This is a genomic window from Photobacterium damselae subsp. damselae (genome assembly GCF_038086725.1).
Classification (GTDB): Bacteria; Pseudomonadota; Gammaproteobacteria; order Enterobacterales; family Vibrionaceae; genus Photobacterium; species Photobacterium damselae.
In genome coordinates this window covers 816,265-832,861 of record NZ_CP146971.1, presented here as the reverse complement: position 1 = coordinate 832,861, position 16,597 = coordinate 816,265, and the positions used below count along the sequence as shown (strand labels likewise).

The 16,597-nt window shown below is 40.6% G+C and carries 16 protein-coding genes; 11 read left to right on the top strand and 5 right to left on the bottom strand.

From position 1 onward, the window contains the following. Positions 1-47: 47 nt before the first annotated feature. Positions 48-1,058, bottom strand: coding sequence for a LacI family DNA-binding transcriptional regulator (locus WAX86_RS18395; RefSeq protein ID WP_341489453.1), 1,011 nt, complete (start codon positions 1,056-1,058; stop codon positions 48-50). A 159-nt stretch (positions 1,059-1,217) separates the two neighbouring features. On the opposite strand from WAX86_RS18395, the gene nhaC reads away from it, so the two are divergent. Both nhaC and WAX86_RS18385 read left to right on the top strand, forming a co-directional pair. Continuing rightward, positions 1,218-2,675 (top strand): Na+/H+ antiporter NhaC, encoded by a 1,458-nt coding sequence (nhaC, locus tag WAX86_RS18390; RefSeq protein WP_068968743.1) that lies wholly within the window; start codon positions 1,218-1,220, stop codon positions 2,673-2,675. Between the two features lie 58 nt (positions 2,676-2,733). After that, positions 2,734-3,903 carry a MalY/PatB family protein gene (locus tag WAX86_RS18385; protein ID WP_341489452.1) on the top strand — a complete coding sequence of 390 codons (1,170 nt, stop codon included), beginning with the start codon at positions 2,734-2,736 and terminating at the stop codon, positions 3,901-3,903. 136 nt (positions 3,904-4,039) lie between these two features. Here the strand turns inward: WAX86_RS18385 and WAX86_RS18380 are convergent, their stop codons facing one another. From WAX86_RS18380 to WAX86_RS18370, 3 genes are all read right to left on the bottom strand, one after another. Continuing rightward, positions 4,040-5,512 (bottom strand): C69 family dipeptidase, encoded by a 1,473-nt coding sequence (locus WAX86_RS18380; RefSeq protein ID WP_138241992.1) that lies wholly within the window; start codon positions 5,510-5,512, stop codon positions 4,040-4,042. A gap of 227 nt (positions 5,513-5,739) precedes the next feature. Further along, on the bottom strand, positions 5,740-6,069 hold the full coding sequence (locus tag WAX86_RS18375) for an AzlD domain-containing protein (protein WP_069532886.1): 330 nt from the start codon (positions 6,067-6,069) through the stop codon (positions 5,740-5,742). A gap of 2 nt (positions 6,070-6,071) precedes the next feature. Beyond that, positions 6,072-6,848, bottom strand: a complete 777-nt coding sequence (locus WAX86_RS18370) for an AzlC family ABC transporter permease (protein WP_065171302.1) — start codon at positions 6,846-6,848, stop codon at positions 6,072-6,074. Positions 6,849-7,144: 296 nt separating this feature from the next. Here WAX86_RS18370 and WAX86_RS18365 point away from each other — a divergent pair, with 296 nt between their 5' ends. From WAX86_RS18365 to WAX86_RS18355, 3 genes are all read left to right on the top strand, one after another. Further along, positions 7,145-7,525, top strand: coding sequence for a RidA family protein (locus tag WAX86_RS18365; RefSeq protein WP_065171303.1), 381 nt, complete (start codon positions 7,145-7,147; stop codon positions 7,523-7,525). A gap of 25 nt (positions 7,526-7,550) precedes the next feature. Continuing rightward, positions 7,551-8,825, top strand: coding sequence for a serine dehydratase subunit alpha family protein (locus tag WAX86_RS18360; RefSeq protein ID WP_065171304.1), 1,275 nt, complete (start codon positions 7,551-7,553; stop codon positions 8,823-8,825). 77 nt (positions 8,826-8,902) lie between these two features. Further along, positions 8,903-9,547, top strand: coding sequence for a PAS domain-containing protein (locus WAX86_RS18355; protein ID WP_341489451.1), 645 nt, complete (start codon positions 8,903-8,905; stop codon positions 9,545-9,547). A 102-nt stretch (positions 9,548-9,649) separates the two neighbouring features. Here the strand turns inward: WAX86_RS18355 and WAX86_RS18350 are convergent, their stop codons facing one another. Then, a complete protein-coding gene (locus WAX86_RS18350; protein ID WP_239971665.1) occupies positions 9,650-10,000 on the bottom strand; it encodes a DUF3316 domain-containing protein in 351 nt (116 codons plus the stop codon). 55 nt (positions 10,001-10,055) lie between these two features. On the opposite strand from WAX86_RS18350, the gene WAX86_RS18345 reads away from it, so the two are divergent. From WAX86_RS18345 to hypE, 6 genes are all read left to right on the top strand, one after another. Beyond that, on the top strand, positions 10,056-10,349 hold the full coding sequence (locus tag WAX86_RS18345) for a hypothetical protein (RefSeq protein WP_036765842.1): 294 nt from the start codon (positions 10,056-10,058) through the stop codon (positions 10,347-10,349). A gap of 326 nt (positions 10,350-10,675) precedes the next feature. Next, entirely contained in the window at positions 10,676-11,617 is a 942-nt protein-coding gene (locus tag WAX86_RS18340) for a hypothetical protein (RefSeq protein WP_044178165.1), read from the top strand. Positions 11,618-11,771: 154 nt separating this feature from the next. Further along, the gene (gene hypF / locus WAX86_RS18335) at positions 11,772-14,132 is read left to right on the top strand and encodes a carbamoyltransferase HypF (protein WP_341489450.1); all 2,361 of its coding nucleotides are present in this window, start codon (positions 11,772-11,774) and stop codon (positions 14,130-14,132) included. A gap of 29 nt (positions 14,133-14,161) precedes the next feature. Then, the gene (locus WAX86_RS18330) at positions 14,162-14,416 is read left to right on the top strand and encodes a HypC/HybG/HupF family hydrogenase formation chaperone (protein ID WP_044178168.1); all 255 of its coding nucleotides are present in this window, start codon (positions 14,162-14,164) and stop codon (positions 14,414-14,416) included. Then, positions 14,416-15,540 (top strand): hydrogenase formation protein HypD, encoded by a 1,125-nt coding sequence (gene hypD / locus WAX86_RS18325; RefSeq protein ID WP_065171306.1) that lies wholly within the window; start codon positions 14,416-14,418, stop codon positions 15,538-15,540. Before WAX86_RS18330 ends, hypD begins: the two co-directional genes overlap by 1 nt. A gap of 10 nt (positions 15,541-15,550) precedes the next feature. Continuing rightward, positions 15,551-16,543, top strand: a complete 993-nt coding sequence (gene hypE, locus WAX86_RS18320; RefSeq protein ID WP_341489449.1) for a hydrogenase expression/formation protein HypE — start codon at positions 15,551-15,553, stop codon at positions 16,541-16,543. The last annotated feature ends 54 nt before the right edge of the window (positions 16,544-16,597 follow it).

Here is a 16,597-nt window from a genome sequence, read left to right as displayed (position 1 = left end):
TACTGAAATACTCCATACTAACGACCCCTTAGTGTGAGTAGTTCTTATTATTCAAAAGGCTTCTGTACCGAATCGCGTTTAATCAAAAGGGGATGAAATGTATTCGATACAGGTAGCTCGCAACCTTCTAAAGATAGACGAGCAGCATTCATCGCCATACTTTCAATTGGACTACGAATGGTCGTCAGCTTAGGGCTAAAATAACACTGAGGTAGAACATCATCGAAACCTACAATAGATAAACGTTGTGGGATCTCTATGCCATGTTCTTTAAAGACTTGCATTGCAGCTGCTGCGTAAAAATCGTTAAATGCAACTAGCGCTGTTACAGGTAATCCTTTGTTGAGTAAATTAATAGCAGCTTCTGCACCTCCAGGCTCTCCAAAAGGCACTTCTTCAACCCAATCGGGATTAAATTCAATTCCAGCTTCAGCTAACGCTTGTTGATAGCCATTAAAACGATCAAATTTATCATCAACTTCCATTTCACAGGAAAGATAAGCAATTTTACGATGACCCTGTTCAATTAAGTGCTTCGTTGCCAAATATGTGCCTGCGTTATTATCTAACCATACACATTGTGACTCAATTTCGGCGACATGACGGTTAATAATAATGATCCCTGGATGTTGTTTGGCATAACGGATCAACATCTCATCAGTCATTGCTTTGCTATGAACAATGATATTGCGGCAGCCTTTACTTAATATAAATTTTAGCGCCTCTTCTTCACACTCTATATCGTAGTTACCACTTGCCACAATGAGCTTACGTCCGTGCTTTTTTGCAATTTTTTCGACGCCTTGAGTCAATAAACCATAAAAAGGAGAGTGAAAACGGCTTACGATCAAGCCAATAGTATCTTGTCCTTGATTAATGGTAAGGCGTCGGTTGTCTTTAATTTGATAGCCAAGCTGTGCCATCACACTCTCTACCTTCGCTACGGTTTCTGGCAGCACACTATCAGACTGATTAATGACTCTAGATACGGTGGCGGTTGAGACATTTGCCGCTTTTGCTACATCTTTAATGGTTGCCATATGTGTTGAAGATCCCATTTTTTAATCATGTAATTTACATTGAATATTAATATGTTACATCAGTGAATTCCATCACAGATCGATAGATATTTAGTATTTATCCTAATAATGTGATTCAAAACAGATAAAAACAATTAATAACCTTTGTTCCTTTTATGACGTGTGGATGTAAATTACATGAATAATAAATCTATAACGGCACCACCAGTAGGGTTAGCTCTGCTGCCATTAATTGCAATGATCGGATTGCTGGTAATTGGATATGGTGTATATGGTCTTCCGATTGAAAGTCTTTTGTTAACTTCTGCGGTAATAGCAGCTGCAGTGGCATGGAAAATTGGCTACAGCTGGGATGATATTCAAAATGCTATTATCGACCGCTTAGCGAAAACCCTGCCTGCTGTCTTCATATTGGTGTTAGTTGGTGGCTTAATCGGTAGTTGGATGGTCGGTGGTACTATTCCAATGCTGGTCTACTACGGTCTAAAGATCATCAGCCCTGAATATTTAGTGCTTACATCATTTTTAGTGACTTGTATGGTGTCTCTATGTACAGGAACATCATGGGGTTCTGCAGGTACAATTGGTGTGGCTTTGATGGGTATTGCAACGGGTATGGACGCAAACCTTGCCGCAGTGGCTGGTGCTGTGGTTTCTGGCGCATACTTTGGTGATAAGATCTCACCACTTTCTGATTCCACTAACTTTGCCCCTGTTGTTGCTGGCACTGATCTGTACTCGCACATTCAGCACATGCTTTGGACTACAATTCCTGCATTTATCCTTTCTGCCGTTGTGTTCTTCTTTGTGGGTAGTCACGATGTTACCGCAGATACGCCGGAGAAGGTGATTGCAATGCTGGCTAATATTGAGCAGCTATTTTCTCTTAACATTTTCCTATTATTGCCTCCTGCGCTGATTTTGTGGGGTGCTATTCGTAAGTTGCCAACCATTCCTTTGATGTTATTAGCTATCGCAATTGGCATCTTTAACGCAGTAACATTCCAAGGCTTCAGCTTAGTAACGGCATTAACTGCGATGCTTAATGGCTTTAACGCGAGCATGTTTGCAGATGCTGGCTTAAGTAATGTGACCGTGGTTAGCGATGTTTTAACTTTGGTTAATCGTGGTGGTATGACTTCTATGATGGGCGTTGTGTTACTGGTCTTCTGTGCTTTCTCTTTTGCTGGAACTCTGGCTCTTACAGGTGCTCTAAATGTTCTTGTTGATCTACTAAGCAAAGGGATCAAAGGAACTGCAAGTCTTATTGGTGCAACAATTGTGACTACTATTACCGTGGTGTGTACAACATCCGATGGCAAACTGGCGCTACTTATTCCTTCAGAGCTGTTCCGAGATACCTATAAGCGTATGCAGCTAGACCCTAAGAACTTATCTCGCACTATTGAAGATGCAGGCACCATTATCGAACCTCTTGTTCCATGGACTAATGCTGGTGTGTTTATGGCTGCAACATTAGGTGTTTCAACGCTAGATTACATGCCTTGGGCAATTCAAAACTACTCTGCAATTTTCTTTGCCATGTTGTGGGCAGTAACAGGTGTCGGTATTGCCAAAGCGGTAAAAGAGGTTAAACAGACAAAAACAACAACACAAACTAAAGCAACAGTTTAAATAAATTAATTTGGAAAGCCCGTCTATTTGGGGCTTTCCTTTCTTACGTGAGGAAGTTATGGCGCACGAACTGGATACTATTATTAATCGTTATGGTACAGATTGCTTAAAATGGGACTACATGGAGAAATGGCTAGGGGTTCCAGAAGGGGAAGCTCTGCCAAGTTGGGTCTCGGATTGGGACTTTAAAGCTCCTAACTTTATTACTGATGCTTTACAAGAGCGTTTAAATCACGGCATTTTTGGCTATTCTGAGCGCGGTGATGAATATTTTAATTCGGTAATCGATTGGTGGGCTGAACGCCATCAAGTGAGCTTGCAAAAGGAGTGGTTTCATACAACACCGGGAAGCTTACCTGCTATTGCGATGCTGGTGGAGCAATGGTGCCAAGTCGGGGATAAAGTTTTAGTGCTTAGCCCAGTTTATCATGCTTTTTATCGCACCATTGAAAATACGGGCCGTACAGTTGCTGAATCGAGTCTGATCAATGACAACGGTTATTACACGATTGATTTCGCCGATCTTGAAGCGCAATTTCAAAATGGTGTGAAGATCATGATCTTCTGCAACCCTCATAACCCAGGCGGTCGAGTGTGGACAGAGCAAGAAGTGACCCAGGTTTGCCAGTTATGTCATCAATATGGTGTGTATCTAATTTCTGATGAGATTTGGGCTGACATGGTATTTAGTGGCCACTCGTTTTACAGTTGTCTACGAGTTGAACCGCAGTACTTTGATAAACTGGCGGTGTGTATAGCGGGAACTAAGACCTTTGGTTTGCCGTCAATGCGTTTGACTAATACTATGATTCCAAATGAAAAAGAAGCTCAAGCGCTCAAAACAAAGTTATTGGCTTATGGTATTGATGTCTATAGCGCCTTTAGTATTATTGCCAACCAAGCCGCTTACCGAAATGGCCATACATGGGTTGATGAAACCGTTAAATACCTTGAAGAAAATAATAAAATTCTAGAAGCGTTTGTTCGTGATGAGCTAAAGCAAGTGACTTATCGGGTTCAAGAATCAACATATTTAGCATGGTTAGATTGTCGAGCAATGGGGCTTGATGATCAAGAACTTGAGCAGAAGTTGCATCAAGCTGGGGTGATTCCAACTATGGGATACGGATTTGGTCGAGATGGTAGTGGATTTATCCGTCTTAACTTAGGTTGTCCAAAATCTATTTTAGAAGAGAAAATTAACCGCTTAAGAACCGTATTAAAATAAAATCTTAGCGAATATATATCGATTGTAGAAGAGTCGAAAATAGAAGAAAGCCACGTTTTTCATAATGATTTTAATGATGAAAACGTGGCTTTGTATTTCTTATTTATTCGGTTTTGCTTTTAATACTAAGCTGATTTTATGCCCCTTCAAAATGATAGGTCATATCAACTTTGTGCGTCAGTTTAGTAAATAGCGTATTGGTGAGTTGATCGGTTAATTTGAGTGCATCGGTAACGGTTTGTTGCTCAAAATTATTGATCAACGCCTGAGCTTGTTTTGGCTCTGACTTATAAATGGCTAGATACTGTTTTTCCATCTCTTTTTGTTTTTGCGCAGTCTGTTGTTCAAAGTTTTGATACGCCTTTTGAACAATAGGAGCAAAGTCATTCCAATCCATCATGGCAAGTGTTTGTAACTTACGGAACTTCCAATTAGCGGATTGATCATCTGCTTGATCGGTACCTAAAGTAATGCTGTGAGGTACTTTGGTCATACCTTGGTAATACGGCAAATAAACACTAAGTGATGTCATACCATATGCCATGTATTCCACTTCGCCAATTGCTTTGGGTAGGTTAGGACGAACTTGTAGTACGTGGGACTCTTGAGTTCTAAATACCGACACTGGGCGGTATGGTTCTTTAGGATTTTTATTGGCGTACGGATCGTGGGAAGTGCCTTGATAATGGTTACGCAAGCCTTGTTCTACATCAGCAACGGTAAGCTTGTGAGTCGGTTTTAAGAAGACTGGGAATGTTTTACCTTGATCAATTTTTGTTTTAAGACCCTGAGTATACATATGTTGTAGGGTCCAAACGCGAGGGTAGTTGTAGGTGATATCATTTGGGGTATCTTGTGAATAAGCCGCATGAAAATCAAAAGGTTGACCCTTAACGGCTTTATATAAACCGTGTTGTTCAGCAAAACTCACTAAGGTTGGAGAGGCTAAATAATTTGGATTATTTGGAAGATAGTGCTGCAATCGACCTTGGTTTGCTGATACGAAGTATTTATCTGCAGGTACTTTTTCTGCCATCCATTGGTGACCACTACCGGTTTCTAAATACCAAATCCCATCATTATCAACAAAAGCAACCCCAAAACCTTCAGAAGCCCCCTGTGTTTCAATGATCTTACCAAGTAACTCTACCCCTTCTTTGGCAGAGTGAATACGCGGTAAAATCACGTTCTCAATGGAATCTTCGCCAATACCTGTTTTGGTAACGTAAGGATCGACTTTCAGTGCGTTAGCGCCATTATAAATGGTTTCAGTTGATGACATGCCAACGCCGGCAGAGTTGAACCCAACTTCACCCATGCTTTTACCATCAGTATTAAAATCAGACATTGAAGTGTATTGCAACGCCTCTTTTGCTGCCGGATACGTAAAGTCATTGGCATTAGAGTGGAAAGCTTCTTTCTGTGGTTTTTCTGCTGGATGGAAAACAAAATTTTTCGCGTTAGTTGCTTGGTAATCTTCATTACGGGCAACAATATATGACCCGTCTTTAGTTGCTTGATTACCTACAAGAATCGTCGTACAGGCGCTTGCTTGCCCTGCAATAGTTGCCGCAATAATACTGCTAGCCAAAAGTGTGAGTTTTTTCATTTTTTTGTATAACAAATAGAAGTGGAAGATCTGTTATACGAGGGTTAGAGGTTAATTTATGTGATCTTGATCAAATAGAGTGGTAGAGGATAGGAAGACTAAATTTTCATTTTTTGTGAGAGTGGTTATTTACTTATAGTATTGATAGTAAATAGGAAATCCCAAAGCCACTCGCAGTATAGTTGTAGCAAACTTCGGGATTAGTAAGTTAACCTAGCGAATTATAATTAGAATGCTGGGATAAAATGCTGAAAAATGAGTAAAGACGCCACACCACTTATTACCACCCAAATTAGGTCAAAACGTAAGCTAACCAAGGTACATACAATAGCGGCTAATACTTTCGGGTTGTGTAAATTAAACGACATATGAGGACCAACTCCTAAAATCTCAACCGCAATAATGGCTGGGAGAACGGTAACTGGCACAAAGCGTAATGTCTTTTTAAATCGCTCAGACATTTCAAACTTACCCGCCATACCAATGACTGAAAAACGGATAATGAAAGTTGCTACTGTCATCGCAAAAGTGATCAAAAGAAAAGTTGTGGTTGTCATAATTACGCTGCTCCATGTTCTTCAGTCAATAAGCCAGTTTCTGATTCAATAAAGTACTCTTCAGTTGTTTCGTGTAATTGATTGGCTTTCAGTTCTGCTTTTTCTGTTGCTAGATCCATACGGTAACCGGCATATACACCAACAATAGCGGCAATCACTAAACCTAGAGAATAAGGAAGTTCAGCAAGAAGAACCCCTGTAAAAGTGGCAACCATTGCAGCGACAATGCACTCTCGACTTTTTACCTGAGGGATCACAATAGCAATGAAGGCTGCAACCATTGCAAAATCAAGGCCATAGTTAGCAATTTCTGGGAATGAAGAACCAATCAAAGCTCCAAGGAAATCAGCGACTACCCAGTTAAACCAGAATCCGCCCATTGCGGCTAAATAAAACCAGTGGCGACCTTCTTTTTCCTGCTTCATCTCATTTATGGTTGATGCATACACTTCATCGGTTAAGCCATAAGACATTAAAGCTCGAATATGAAGAGGGTATTCTTTCATATGTTCTGACATAGATGCACTATATAGCAGATGGCGAAGGTTAATAATAAAAGTGGTGAACATGATCACCAGGATGCTCGCAGATGACTGAATTAATCCTAAAGCAACCATTTGCGAAGATCCTGCAAAGACAGTAAATGACCATAAGGTACTTTGTAATACACTCATTCCTGCTGTAATGCTCACTGCACCTACAATAAATGAAAAAGGGAAGGCCCCCACACATAAAGGGAAAATGGCTCGTAATCCCGCCTGTACTAGTTGTTTATTCATAACATTCATACCTAGATTAAATTACTCAAATTTATTTGCAAATTTATGAGCGCATCGTATGGCTGTTTTATGCTTTTTTCAAATCTATATTAAAAAATATTTGATCTGGATCTTCCTTTTAAAGTAGCTCCATATTCCAGCTTGGAATTAACATTATGTTATTTATGGTTTTATTTCGTTTGTTTCATTTATGGGATCTTTGGTTTTCTATTTTTGTGCAAATATTTTTGCATTTTGTTTTCTCTGGTGGTTAAACTGTATTTGAAATTTTCAAGATGAATCAGAAAGGAATAGCAATGAAAACTATCATTACAGCAAATAAAGCACCTGAAGCGATTGGTCCGTATTCTCACGGTAATGCATTTGGTGATCTTATTTTTACATCAGGTCAACTTCCTGTATGCAAAGAGAAAGGTGGTGTAGTTGATGGTGGTATTAGCGAGCAATCTCGCCAGTCTTTATTAAACCTTCAGTATGTATTACAAGCTGCTGGTGGTGATATGGAAACTGTTTTAAAAACAACTTGTTACCTGTCTGATATCAATGACTTTGCCGCTTTTAATGAAGTGTACAAAGAATTCTTTAAAACCGATTGTCCCGCACGCAGTTGTTTTGCAGTTAAAGATCTTCCTTTAGGTGTGAAGATTGAAGTTGAAGCAATTGCGTGTCGCAAATAATTAGGTAACAGTTGAGGCTCCCACCATGAAACAACAATGGCAACAGTACAAAAATATTTTAAACTCAGTTGTAAAACCAGCTCTTGGATGTACAGAACCGATTGCCGCAGCCTATGCCGCAGCAGTTGCGGCAGACATGCTATCAGGAACTCCTGAGCAAATTCGAGTGTTCGTCTCTGATAATCTGTATAAAAACGCGATGGGTGTTTTTGTTCCTGGAACCGGTAAGATTGGTTTACCGATTGCTGCTGCTGTTGGTGCTATAGGTGGGAATCCAGACTCTGGACTGGAGGTTCTGGCTAATATTACTTCTGAAGATGTGCAGCATGCACAAGCTCTAATTGATGCGGGTCGAGTTTCGGCTTTTCGTAAAGATGTTGAAGAGTTTATCTACTGTTATGTGGAGATAGAGTCAGGAGATGATCTTGCAACGGTTGAGATCAGTGGTGGTCATACTCAAATAGTTAAGAAGACGCTTAACGGTCAGACTGTTTTTAGCCAAGATCAAACAAAATCAGCCTCGACGGGTTCTATCTGTGATGGGGTTGAGATTAATATTGGTCATATTTATAACTTTGCAACTAGTGCTAATTTTGAAGAGATCAAATTTATTCTTGATGCATCAGATTTAAATATCAAGCTCTCTCAAGAAGGTCTCGAACATGCTTATGGTTTGGAAGTGGGTCGTACTATAGAGCAAAGTATTGCTAATGGTTTGATGGCAGAAGATCTGGTCAACAAGATTGTAATGCACACCGCTGCTGCTTCTGATGCCCGAATGGGGGGAGCAACACTGCCTGCCATGAGTAATTTTGGTAGTGGTAATCAAGGAATCGCCGCGACAGTTCCTGTTGTTGTTACCGGTGAGCACTTTCATGCATCGCAAGAACAATTAGCTCGTGCCCTTATAATGAGCCACCTTGGTGCCATTTATATTAAATCTCACTATCCACCACTTTCTGCATTTTGTGGTAATACAGTAACTAGTGCCGCCGCCGCGATGGCGATGGTCTATTTAGCTGGTGGATCCTTTGAGCAAGGCTGTTATGCGATTCAAAATGTGCTTAGTGATTGTTCTGGTATGGTGTGTGATGGTGCAAAATCAACTTGTGCGATGAAGGTCAAAACCTCAACCAGTGCTGCCGTTAATGGCTTTTTGATGGCACTGCGTTGCAATGAAGCACATAATCAAGGCATTGTTGCTGATGATGTTGAAACGAGTATCCGTAATATCGGTAAATTGGTAACGGCGGGGATGAGTGTTACAGACTCTACGATAATTGATATAATGTCAGCATAACCAGCCGTTTAATAAAGAAAAACCGCTTAGTTATTATGATGACCAAGCGGTTTTTTTATAAAAAGAGGAAGGATTCAGTGCACGAATTAACCCAAAGTGATTATGATATTTTACATGCCATTGAGAATATCGTGGATGGTATTGCTGCTATGTATGGTGAGCATACAGAGGTGTTATTGCACAGCTTAGATGTTCGTAATCCTTCTATTATTAAAATTGCGAATGGCCATGTTACAGGACGTGAAGTGGGAGCACCTATCACGAACTTAGCTTTGATGAAATTAACGCAAGGTAAAGATATTTCAGGTGCTTATATGACCAAGTGTCCTGATGGTAAAACGTTACGTTCAATGACCACGATTATTCGTAATTCTCAGCAACAAGCGATTGGTCTTTTATGTATAAATTCTAACTTAGATGCTCCTTTTCAATCGGTTATTCAATCGCTAGTACCATGTATTTTACCTCACTCTGAAGCGACTAATACCCCTGAAACATTTGCTCGTAATAATGAAGAGATGATGCAAAGTTCGATTGAAACAGTTCGAGCCCAAGTAATGGGAGATAATACGATAGCACCGTCAAAGAAGAGTCGTGAGATTGTGACTCGCTTACATGATCTTGGTGTGTTTGATTTAAAAGATAGTGCTCAAATAGCAGCAAAGGGCTTAGATATTTCCATTCACACAATTTACCGCTATTTACGAGAATTGAAGGCTTAATCTTTTCTCATTTTAGGCGAGTTATATTCTCCCCAATACACAATAAATTATTCTCTTATTATTGATAATCATTGATTAGGTGTTATTGGGGATTGTTATTAATCAATTATTACGGTCACGAGCTTCATAGCGATAAGTAATATCAACAATAGGTTGATAGATCATATCACCCTGTGAATTTAGGAACTGATCCACTTTCACTTTTGACTGAGTAATCTGATAACTACGAGGATTAACGCGATCAGTTAAGATCGGGTTTAAAGCTTTGCCAAGTTCAAATGCACTTTTACTTTCAAACCCTCGCAACAGAGCTAACCCAGCATCAAAAGCTTGTTGAGAGCTTGTAAACTGAGCTCCATCTATGGTGGTCTGCTGAGACTTCCAAGTGTACGGAGAGGCATTCACGGCAAAGCTTAAAACAATACCTGAAAGAAGAGAAATTAACTTAACCATAATCTTTATACCTTATGCTTTCCACAATATGTGTTCGGTAATAAAGACCTATATAGTGAATTATTCTTTCACGGCGAAATGTAAAAAGTTATTTCAGCGATATATCGTTGAGTTAAACCGTTACTTACGACACATCAATCCAAATCCTAAGACACTTATCAATAGCCATAACGCAAATGAACCATGGCTATTTAGCGTATTCATTTCGGTCGCCATTGCAGAAGATGATGCAAATAGAGTTGAGAAGAAAAAGGTGGCTTGCTTTAGTTTTGCGGGGAAAGTATCCATCTTTGGTATTCGTATTGGTCGTTACAGTAAAAAAGTTGCGCGTATAGTAGTTAACCAGTGAAAAAAAACAATCTTTAATTGGGAAAAATGTGACTCTAACACGTGAAAAAAGAACACTATAAATATTATTTATTTTCAAGTGAAAAAACATCATTTGGAGTGAGTTTTTAGTTCAATATAAATTCAGTAATGTAATAAAATTGTTTGTTTTTTGTGTTGTAAATATGGTGTTTTTGAGATGAGTACGGCGATAAGCTAAAAAAATTGGCTTTTTGACAAAAAATACATTTCTACTTATTCCGTTTCCATTGATAATGCTCAAAAAGAATTTAATTGTATGATTTATTATTAATCATCACATATATTGCTTTCAATCATGGAGAGATCATGAATGCATTATTAGGTCGTTGTGATATTACATTGTTGACGAACCGACAAGAAATCGAAGCGGCAGAAATCCATTATGTTCGCCCTGAATTAGAACAAGCTCTAATCGGTTTAGAACCGCAAAATGCTATTGATGTTCTCGGTCATTTACCAAATGCATGTCGAATCTCTCATCAACTCGCGGCAAGTTATGTCTTGGGTTGTTCAACTGGGACATTATTGCGGCAGGTAAATCATGAGTGGATTAATACTCACGCGATGCAGCTTTTTTTAATGCTAAACAAGTTAGGTTGGAAGCAGTACGCAGATTCAGCAACATCGGCATTAATCGCGGGGCAATGGGATATTTCAGAGCAACTGTTTGGTATGTCTGCAGAGTTAACCGTTGAGCTCATTGCAAATCATGGCGTTATTGCTTGGCTTGAGAGTACAGATATGTCAAAGCCGTATCCAAAATTACTTTCGTGGGCGCTGCGTTATGGTTGGCAGATGGATTACCAGATCTTGAAGCATTCAGATCTGTATCAACGACATGCGAGCACGCTGAGTATTTCAGAAAAAATGCAAGATAATGTGTTGTTTCTTTTGATTTTATCTCGAGTATATGAACTGGCTTTATTGCTCTCTGATCATCGTTTATCGGGACAGTGGCAATTTATCAAACCAACGGTTGAAGCTGGAGGGGTGAGAGTAAATGCGCCCCATGGTGAACTTTATCATCAAGCTGTTGTTGGCTGGGATAATAAAATTGTTGAATATCAAATCATTACACCAACAGACAGATTGTGTGAACCTGATGGATTATTTGATTATATTTTTCAGCACTGCGAATTACCTGAAAATGATCCAACCGTTGGGCTTGATCTGCTTGTTGGTGCGCTCGATCCCTGTGTGAATTTTCAGTATTCGTTGCAGGATGTACAACACACATTAAATTCTTAACGTGAAATAGGCAAAGCAGAAGAGTGAACAGGCAAATTATAAGTGTTATTTCACTGTTTTTCTTTGCTTATTTTAGAGTATCGACTTAAACCCAATAGCAATGAGTATTTAGCTCTAGGTTGCTGGGGAAGATTATAATTAGGTGATAGTGGCAATGATTTCTCGTCAATTTATTCATGTCACAGGTATTGTGCAAGGGGTCGGTTTTCGCCCTTTTGTCTATCAATTAGCTCTGGAATATCAACTGTTAGGATGGGTAATCAATGACTCTGAAGGAGTAAAAATTGATGCACAAGGAACCGTTGAGCAATTTACGCAATTTGTTGAGCAGTTAGAGCGTCAAGCCCCACCGTTAAGTCGTATTGACCATATTGAGATCACCGTTTTACCTAGTTGGAATAAGGCGCAATGTCCAACAGAGTTTTCGATTCAAGAAAGTTGTGAGCGAGAAAGTACCTCGGTCTCTATCTCTCCAGATCAAGGGGTATGTCAGGCGTGTTTAGCCGATCTTGAAGATCCCCGTTCGCGCTATTATCACTATCCTTTTACTAATTGTACCCACTGCGGTCCTCGATACAGCATTATCAAAGCGCTGCCTTATGATCGCTGTCATACCAGTATGGCGAATTTTCAGTTCTGCCAGCCGTGTGAACAAGCTTATAAAAACCCATTAGACAGGCGTTACCATGCCCAACCGATCAGTTGTGAACATTGTGGTCCTTGGGTTAGTTGGCACCAGCATTCTACCGCTGAGACGGATAGTGTGGGTGAACAAGCCATTGAATCTTTAGCTAAACAGATCTTAGCTGGTGGCGTTGTTGCACTAAAAGGCTTAGGTGGTTTCCATCTTATTTGTGATGCCAGCGATAATGCGGCTGTTGAGCGATTACGTCAGTATAAACATCGCCCCAAAAAACCATTAGCGATCATGGTTCAAAGCTTATCTGATGCTCGTGTATTTGCGCAAGGTTGTGATAAAGAGTGGCAGACTTTGGATGAACAAAAACGTCCTATTGTGTTACTTAAGAAAAACCGCGAATCGATACTCGCCCCAAATCTTGCGCCAAATGTGCCGTACTTGGGGATCATGTTGCCTTATACCCCTTTGCATTTTTTGCTTTTTGCTAAGTTAGCTGAACTAAAGCCTCATACACCTCACGCTTTGGTTATGACCAGTGCTAACCGTTCTGGATTGCCGATTGCAACATGCTTTGAAGAGGTTATTGCTCAATTTGGTACTGAGCTAGATGGTATTTTAAATCATAATCGTCCAATTCTTCATGCCTGTGATGACAGTCTGGTTCATGTGATTGACGATAAAGTGCATGTTTTAAGAATGGCCCGAGGTTATGCGCCATTTAGTCGATTTGCTGATACTCATAATCAGGCAACATTGGCGATGGGGGCACAACAGAAAGCATCTATAGGCCTTGCTTTGCCGCAGCAATGGATGTTATCTCCATTTATTGGCGATCTTGATAATGTCGATAATGAAATGCGCTATCAACAAACGATAAAAACCTTCACCTCTCTCTATCATGTTTCGCCGCAACGCATTGTTTGTGATTATCACCCAGGATATCGCTCAACCGAACTGGCGCAGAGAATGGTTACAGACGACTCCTCGATTTCGTTGACTCAGATTCAGCACCATCATGCTCATGTGCTTGCCGTGATGGCCGAGCATAATTTAACAGAGCAGGTACTTGGGGTTACCTTTGATGGAACTGGATATGGTGAGGATGAAACCGTCTGGGGTGGGGAAGTGTTATTGGCCGATACCCATAACTCTAAGCGCGTGGCAAGTTTACGATCGTTTCGTTTATTAGGTGGAGAGCAAGCCATTAAAGAGCCTGCTCGTTTGTTATTGGCTATTTTGCTTGAATTTATGCCGATTGAGCAGGTTTGTTCATTGCAAGAAAAACTCTTTCCACAATGGACAAGTGCAACGTTAGAGAATCTATATCAACTTTGGCAAAGTGGCAGTCGTTCTCCATATACTTCATCAATGGGACGGCTTATTGATGCAATGGCTTATCTTTTAGGGGTACTAGAGCGTGTCAGTTATGAAGGTGAAGCCGGGCTTTTATTGGAACAAGCCGCATTAAATTCTCAATATGAGCCTTTGTACCCGTTACCAGAATTATCATTGGTTTCATCGAATGCGCAATCTGATTTTACGGTTATTGACTGGCAACCATGCTTTGAGTCTGTGCTATCTTGCCGATTATCGGTTGCGTTCAATCAAACGTTGCAGAACCGCCTTGCTCATGCTTTTTTACGAAATATCGCCCAAAGTATTTTTACCTTAGCCGAGAATTATCCAGCCCTACCTCTTGTGCTTTCTGGTGGTGTATTTCAAAACCGAATTATTTTGCAGAGCGCTTATACATTAGCATCTGCTCGTGATAGTGCTTTGCAACAAAAACAACCTATTTACAGTGGCGAATTGATCCCTGTGAATGATGGTGGTATTGCAGCAGGTCAGCTGTGGTATGCCATTCATAATAACTAACCACTGATATCTCATTTTTGGAAAGCAATATGTGTTTATGTATTCCGTCTAGTGTCATTGAATTATATCCAGATGAAACTGCTGCTTTAGTTGAAACCATGGGGGTTCAGCGCAAAGTTAGCACCCACTTAATTGCAGAGCCGATTGACCTTGGCGATCATCTGTTAGTTCATGTGGGTTTTGCGATCAGTAAAATTAACGCGAAAGAAGCGCAAGAAAGCCTTGAGATGTACAAACTGATTTTGGCTGATATGGAGCGCCAAGAGTTAGAAGGTTTGGTGTAATGGCAGTATCAACTCAGTTATATCAAGGATTTCGTCAGCCTGATTTAGTCAAAGCGCTGGCTGAAAAAATCGCGCAGCGAGCTCAGCTTCTAACCAAGCCGCTTTATATGATGGAAGTATGTGGTGGTCACACTCATACCATAATGAAGTTTGGTCTAAAGCAGTTATTACCTGATAACCTGCATTTTGTTCATGGTCCAGGTTGTCCCGTCTGTATTATGCCAAAAGAGCGTATTGATCAGGCTATTGAACTGGCTCAGCAGCCCGATGTTATTCTCGTAACTCTAGGCGATATGATTCGAGTTCCTGGGTCAAAAAGTTCACTGGCTCAGTGTCGTGCTCAAGGTGGTTTAGTCGAGCCTATCTATGATCCGATGGATACTCTAAAAATTGCTAAAGAGAATCCCGACAAAAAAGTGGTTTTCTTTGCCATCGGTTTTGAGACAACGACACCAATGACCGCAGTGTTGGTCGAAATGGCAGAAGCTCAACAGATCAATAATCTCTATTTTCACATTAATCATGTATTGGTTACTCCAGCTATGGAAGTGATTTTAGCTGATGGTCAGTCTCCGATTAATGCTTTTATTGGTCCTTCTCATGTGAGCGCGGTAACGGGATCTAAAATTTATCAATCGGTCGTAGATAAGCACCATATTCCGTTAGTGGTTGCGGGGTTTGAACCTGCTGATGTATTAGAATCTGTACTGATGTTGGTTGAGCAAGGCATCAAAGAACAAGCGTTACTTGATGTGCAATATAAGCGTGTTGTTACTCAGGCTGGAAATACCGCAGCACAAAGTTTGGTTGAACGTGTGTTCGATGTACGAGATGAATTCAATTGGCGTGGTTTAGGTCCAATTCCTCACTCTGCTCTTCAACTTAAGCCGTGTTATCAACATCGAGATGCTGAAATTATTTTTGACGACTGCTTCTCTCACATTGATACACCAGATCATAAAGTGTGTCGCTGTGGCGATATTCTAAAAGGCCTTGCAACACCGCCTGATTGTAAAGTCTTTGGTAAAACATGTAACCCCAATCGTCCTATGGGAAGCTGTATGGTGAGCTCTGAAGGCGCTTGTAATGCTTATTACCGTTATGCTGGTACGGAAGATTTATAGGAATTAACTCATGAAACAGGTTCAATTAAGTCATGGTGGTGGCGGTGTCGAAATGAATAAACTGATCAATCAGTTGTTCTTTCGTTATTTAGGTAATGAGATTTTGCTGCGCAATGAAGATGCCGCCGTTTTAGAATGCTCTGGCCCTATCGCGATGACTACCGACAGTTTTACCGTATCACCTCTGTTTTTTGAAGGCGGTAATATCGGTAAACTAGCCATTGCTGGCACCGTAAACGATTTGGCTATGATGGGCGCTGAGCCGCAATATCTCACTTCAAGCTTTATTATTGAAGAGGGCTTCTCGCTTGATGATTTAGAAGTGATTGTTAAGAGCATGGCTGATGAACTGAAGGTATCTGGTGCAAAAATCGTTTGTGGTGATACCAAAGTCGTGCCTAAAGGATCGGCCGATGGTGTTTATATTAATACAACAGGGGTTGGCCATATCCGTCAACGGGGAATTTCATCTCATAATGTAGCTGAAGGGGATACGCTGTTAGTGTCTCGTGATGTTGGTTGTCATGGTGCATGTGTTTTAACGGCACGAGAGTCACTAAAGCTGGCATCACCGATTGCAAGTGATTGTGCGACTCTATGGCCAACCGTAAAAGCATTGCTTGATCAAGGTATCAAGATTCATAGCCTTCGAGATGCAACCCGAGGTGGTATTGCCGCGGTATTTAACGAATGGTGTCAAACATCAGAAGTGCAAATCACGCTAGATGAGCAGCAAATTCCTGTTAATGATAGTGTGCGTGGCATTTGCGAATTATTTGGTTTCGAACCTTATGATTTGGCCAATGAAGGTACATTTATTTTAGCGGTTCCTCATCAAGATGCTGAGCGCGCTTTGGATGTTCTACAGCTGTTTAATCCGCAAGCAGCGATTGTGGGTACGGCTTGTCGATCAGAGCAACATCGAGTGGTATTAAACAGTCCTTGGGGAAGCCGTCGTTATTTAGATTTCCCAGCAGGTGAGCTTTTACCTCGTATCTGCTAGTTAAGTTATTCGCAACTAAGAAAAACAGCCTCTTAACCAAGTGATTATCGTCTG

Excerpts from the sequence above, each read along its gene's own strand:
- WAX86_RS18375 (WP_069532886.1), bottom strand. The coding sequence starts at position 6,069 with ATGACAACCACAACTTTTCTTTTGATCACTTTTGCGATGACAGTAGCA.
- WAX86_RS18330 (WP_044178168.1), top strand. The coding sequence starts at position 14,162 with ATGTGTTTATGTATTCCGTCTAGTGTCATTGAATTATATCCAGATGAA.
- WAX86_RS18365 (WP_065171303.1), top strand. The coding sequence starts at position 7,145 with ATGAAAACTATCATTACAGCAAATAAAGCACCTGAAGCGATTGGTCCG.
- WAX86_RS18395 (WP_341489453.1), bottom strand. The coding sequence starts at position 1,058 with ATGGGATCTTCAACACATATGGCAACCATTAAAGATGTAGCAAAAGCG.
- WAX86_RS18370 (WP_065171302.1), bottom strand. The coding sequence starts at position 6,848 with ATGAATAAACAACTAGTACAGGCGGGATTACGAGCCATTTTCCCTTTA.
- WAX86_RS18380 (WP_138241992.1), bottom strand. The coding sequence starts at position 5,512 with ATGAAAAAACTCACACTTTTGGCTAGCAGTATTATTGCGGCAACTATT.
- WAX86_RS18360 (WP_065171304.1), top strand. The coding sequence starts at position 7,551 with ATGAAACAACAATGGCAACAGTACAAAAATATTTTAAACTCAGTTGTA.
- hypD (WP_065171306.1), top strand. The coding sequence starts at position 14,416 with ATGGCAGTATCAACTCAGTTATATCAAGGATTTCGTCAGCCTGATTTA.
- WAX86_RS18340 (WP_044178165.1), top strand. The coding sequence starts at position 10,676 with ATGAATGCATTATTAGGTCGTTGTGATATTACATTGTTGACGAACCGA.
- WAX86_RS18385 (WP_341489452.1), top strand. The coding sequence starts at position 2,734 with ATGGCGCACGAACTGGATACTATTATTAATCGTTATGGTACAGATTGC.
- hypE (WP_341489449.1), top strand. The coding sequence starts at position 15,551 with ATGAAACAGGTTCAATTAAGTCATGGTGGTGGCGGTGTCGAAATGAAT.
- nhaC (WP_068968743.1), top strand. The coding sequence starts at position 1,218 with ATGAATAATAAATCTATAACGGCACCACCAGTAGGGTTAGCTCTGCTG.
- WAX86_RS18350 (WP_239971665.1), bottom strand. The coding sequence starts at position 10,000 with ATGGTTAAGTTAATTTCTCTTCTTTCAGGTATTGTTTTAAGCTTTGCC.
- hypF (WP_341489450.1), top strand. The coding sequence starts at position 11,772 with ATGATTTCTCGTCAATTTATTCATGTCACAGGTATTGTGCAAGGGGTC.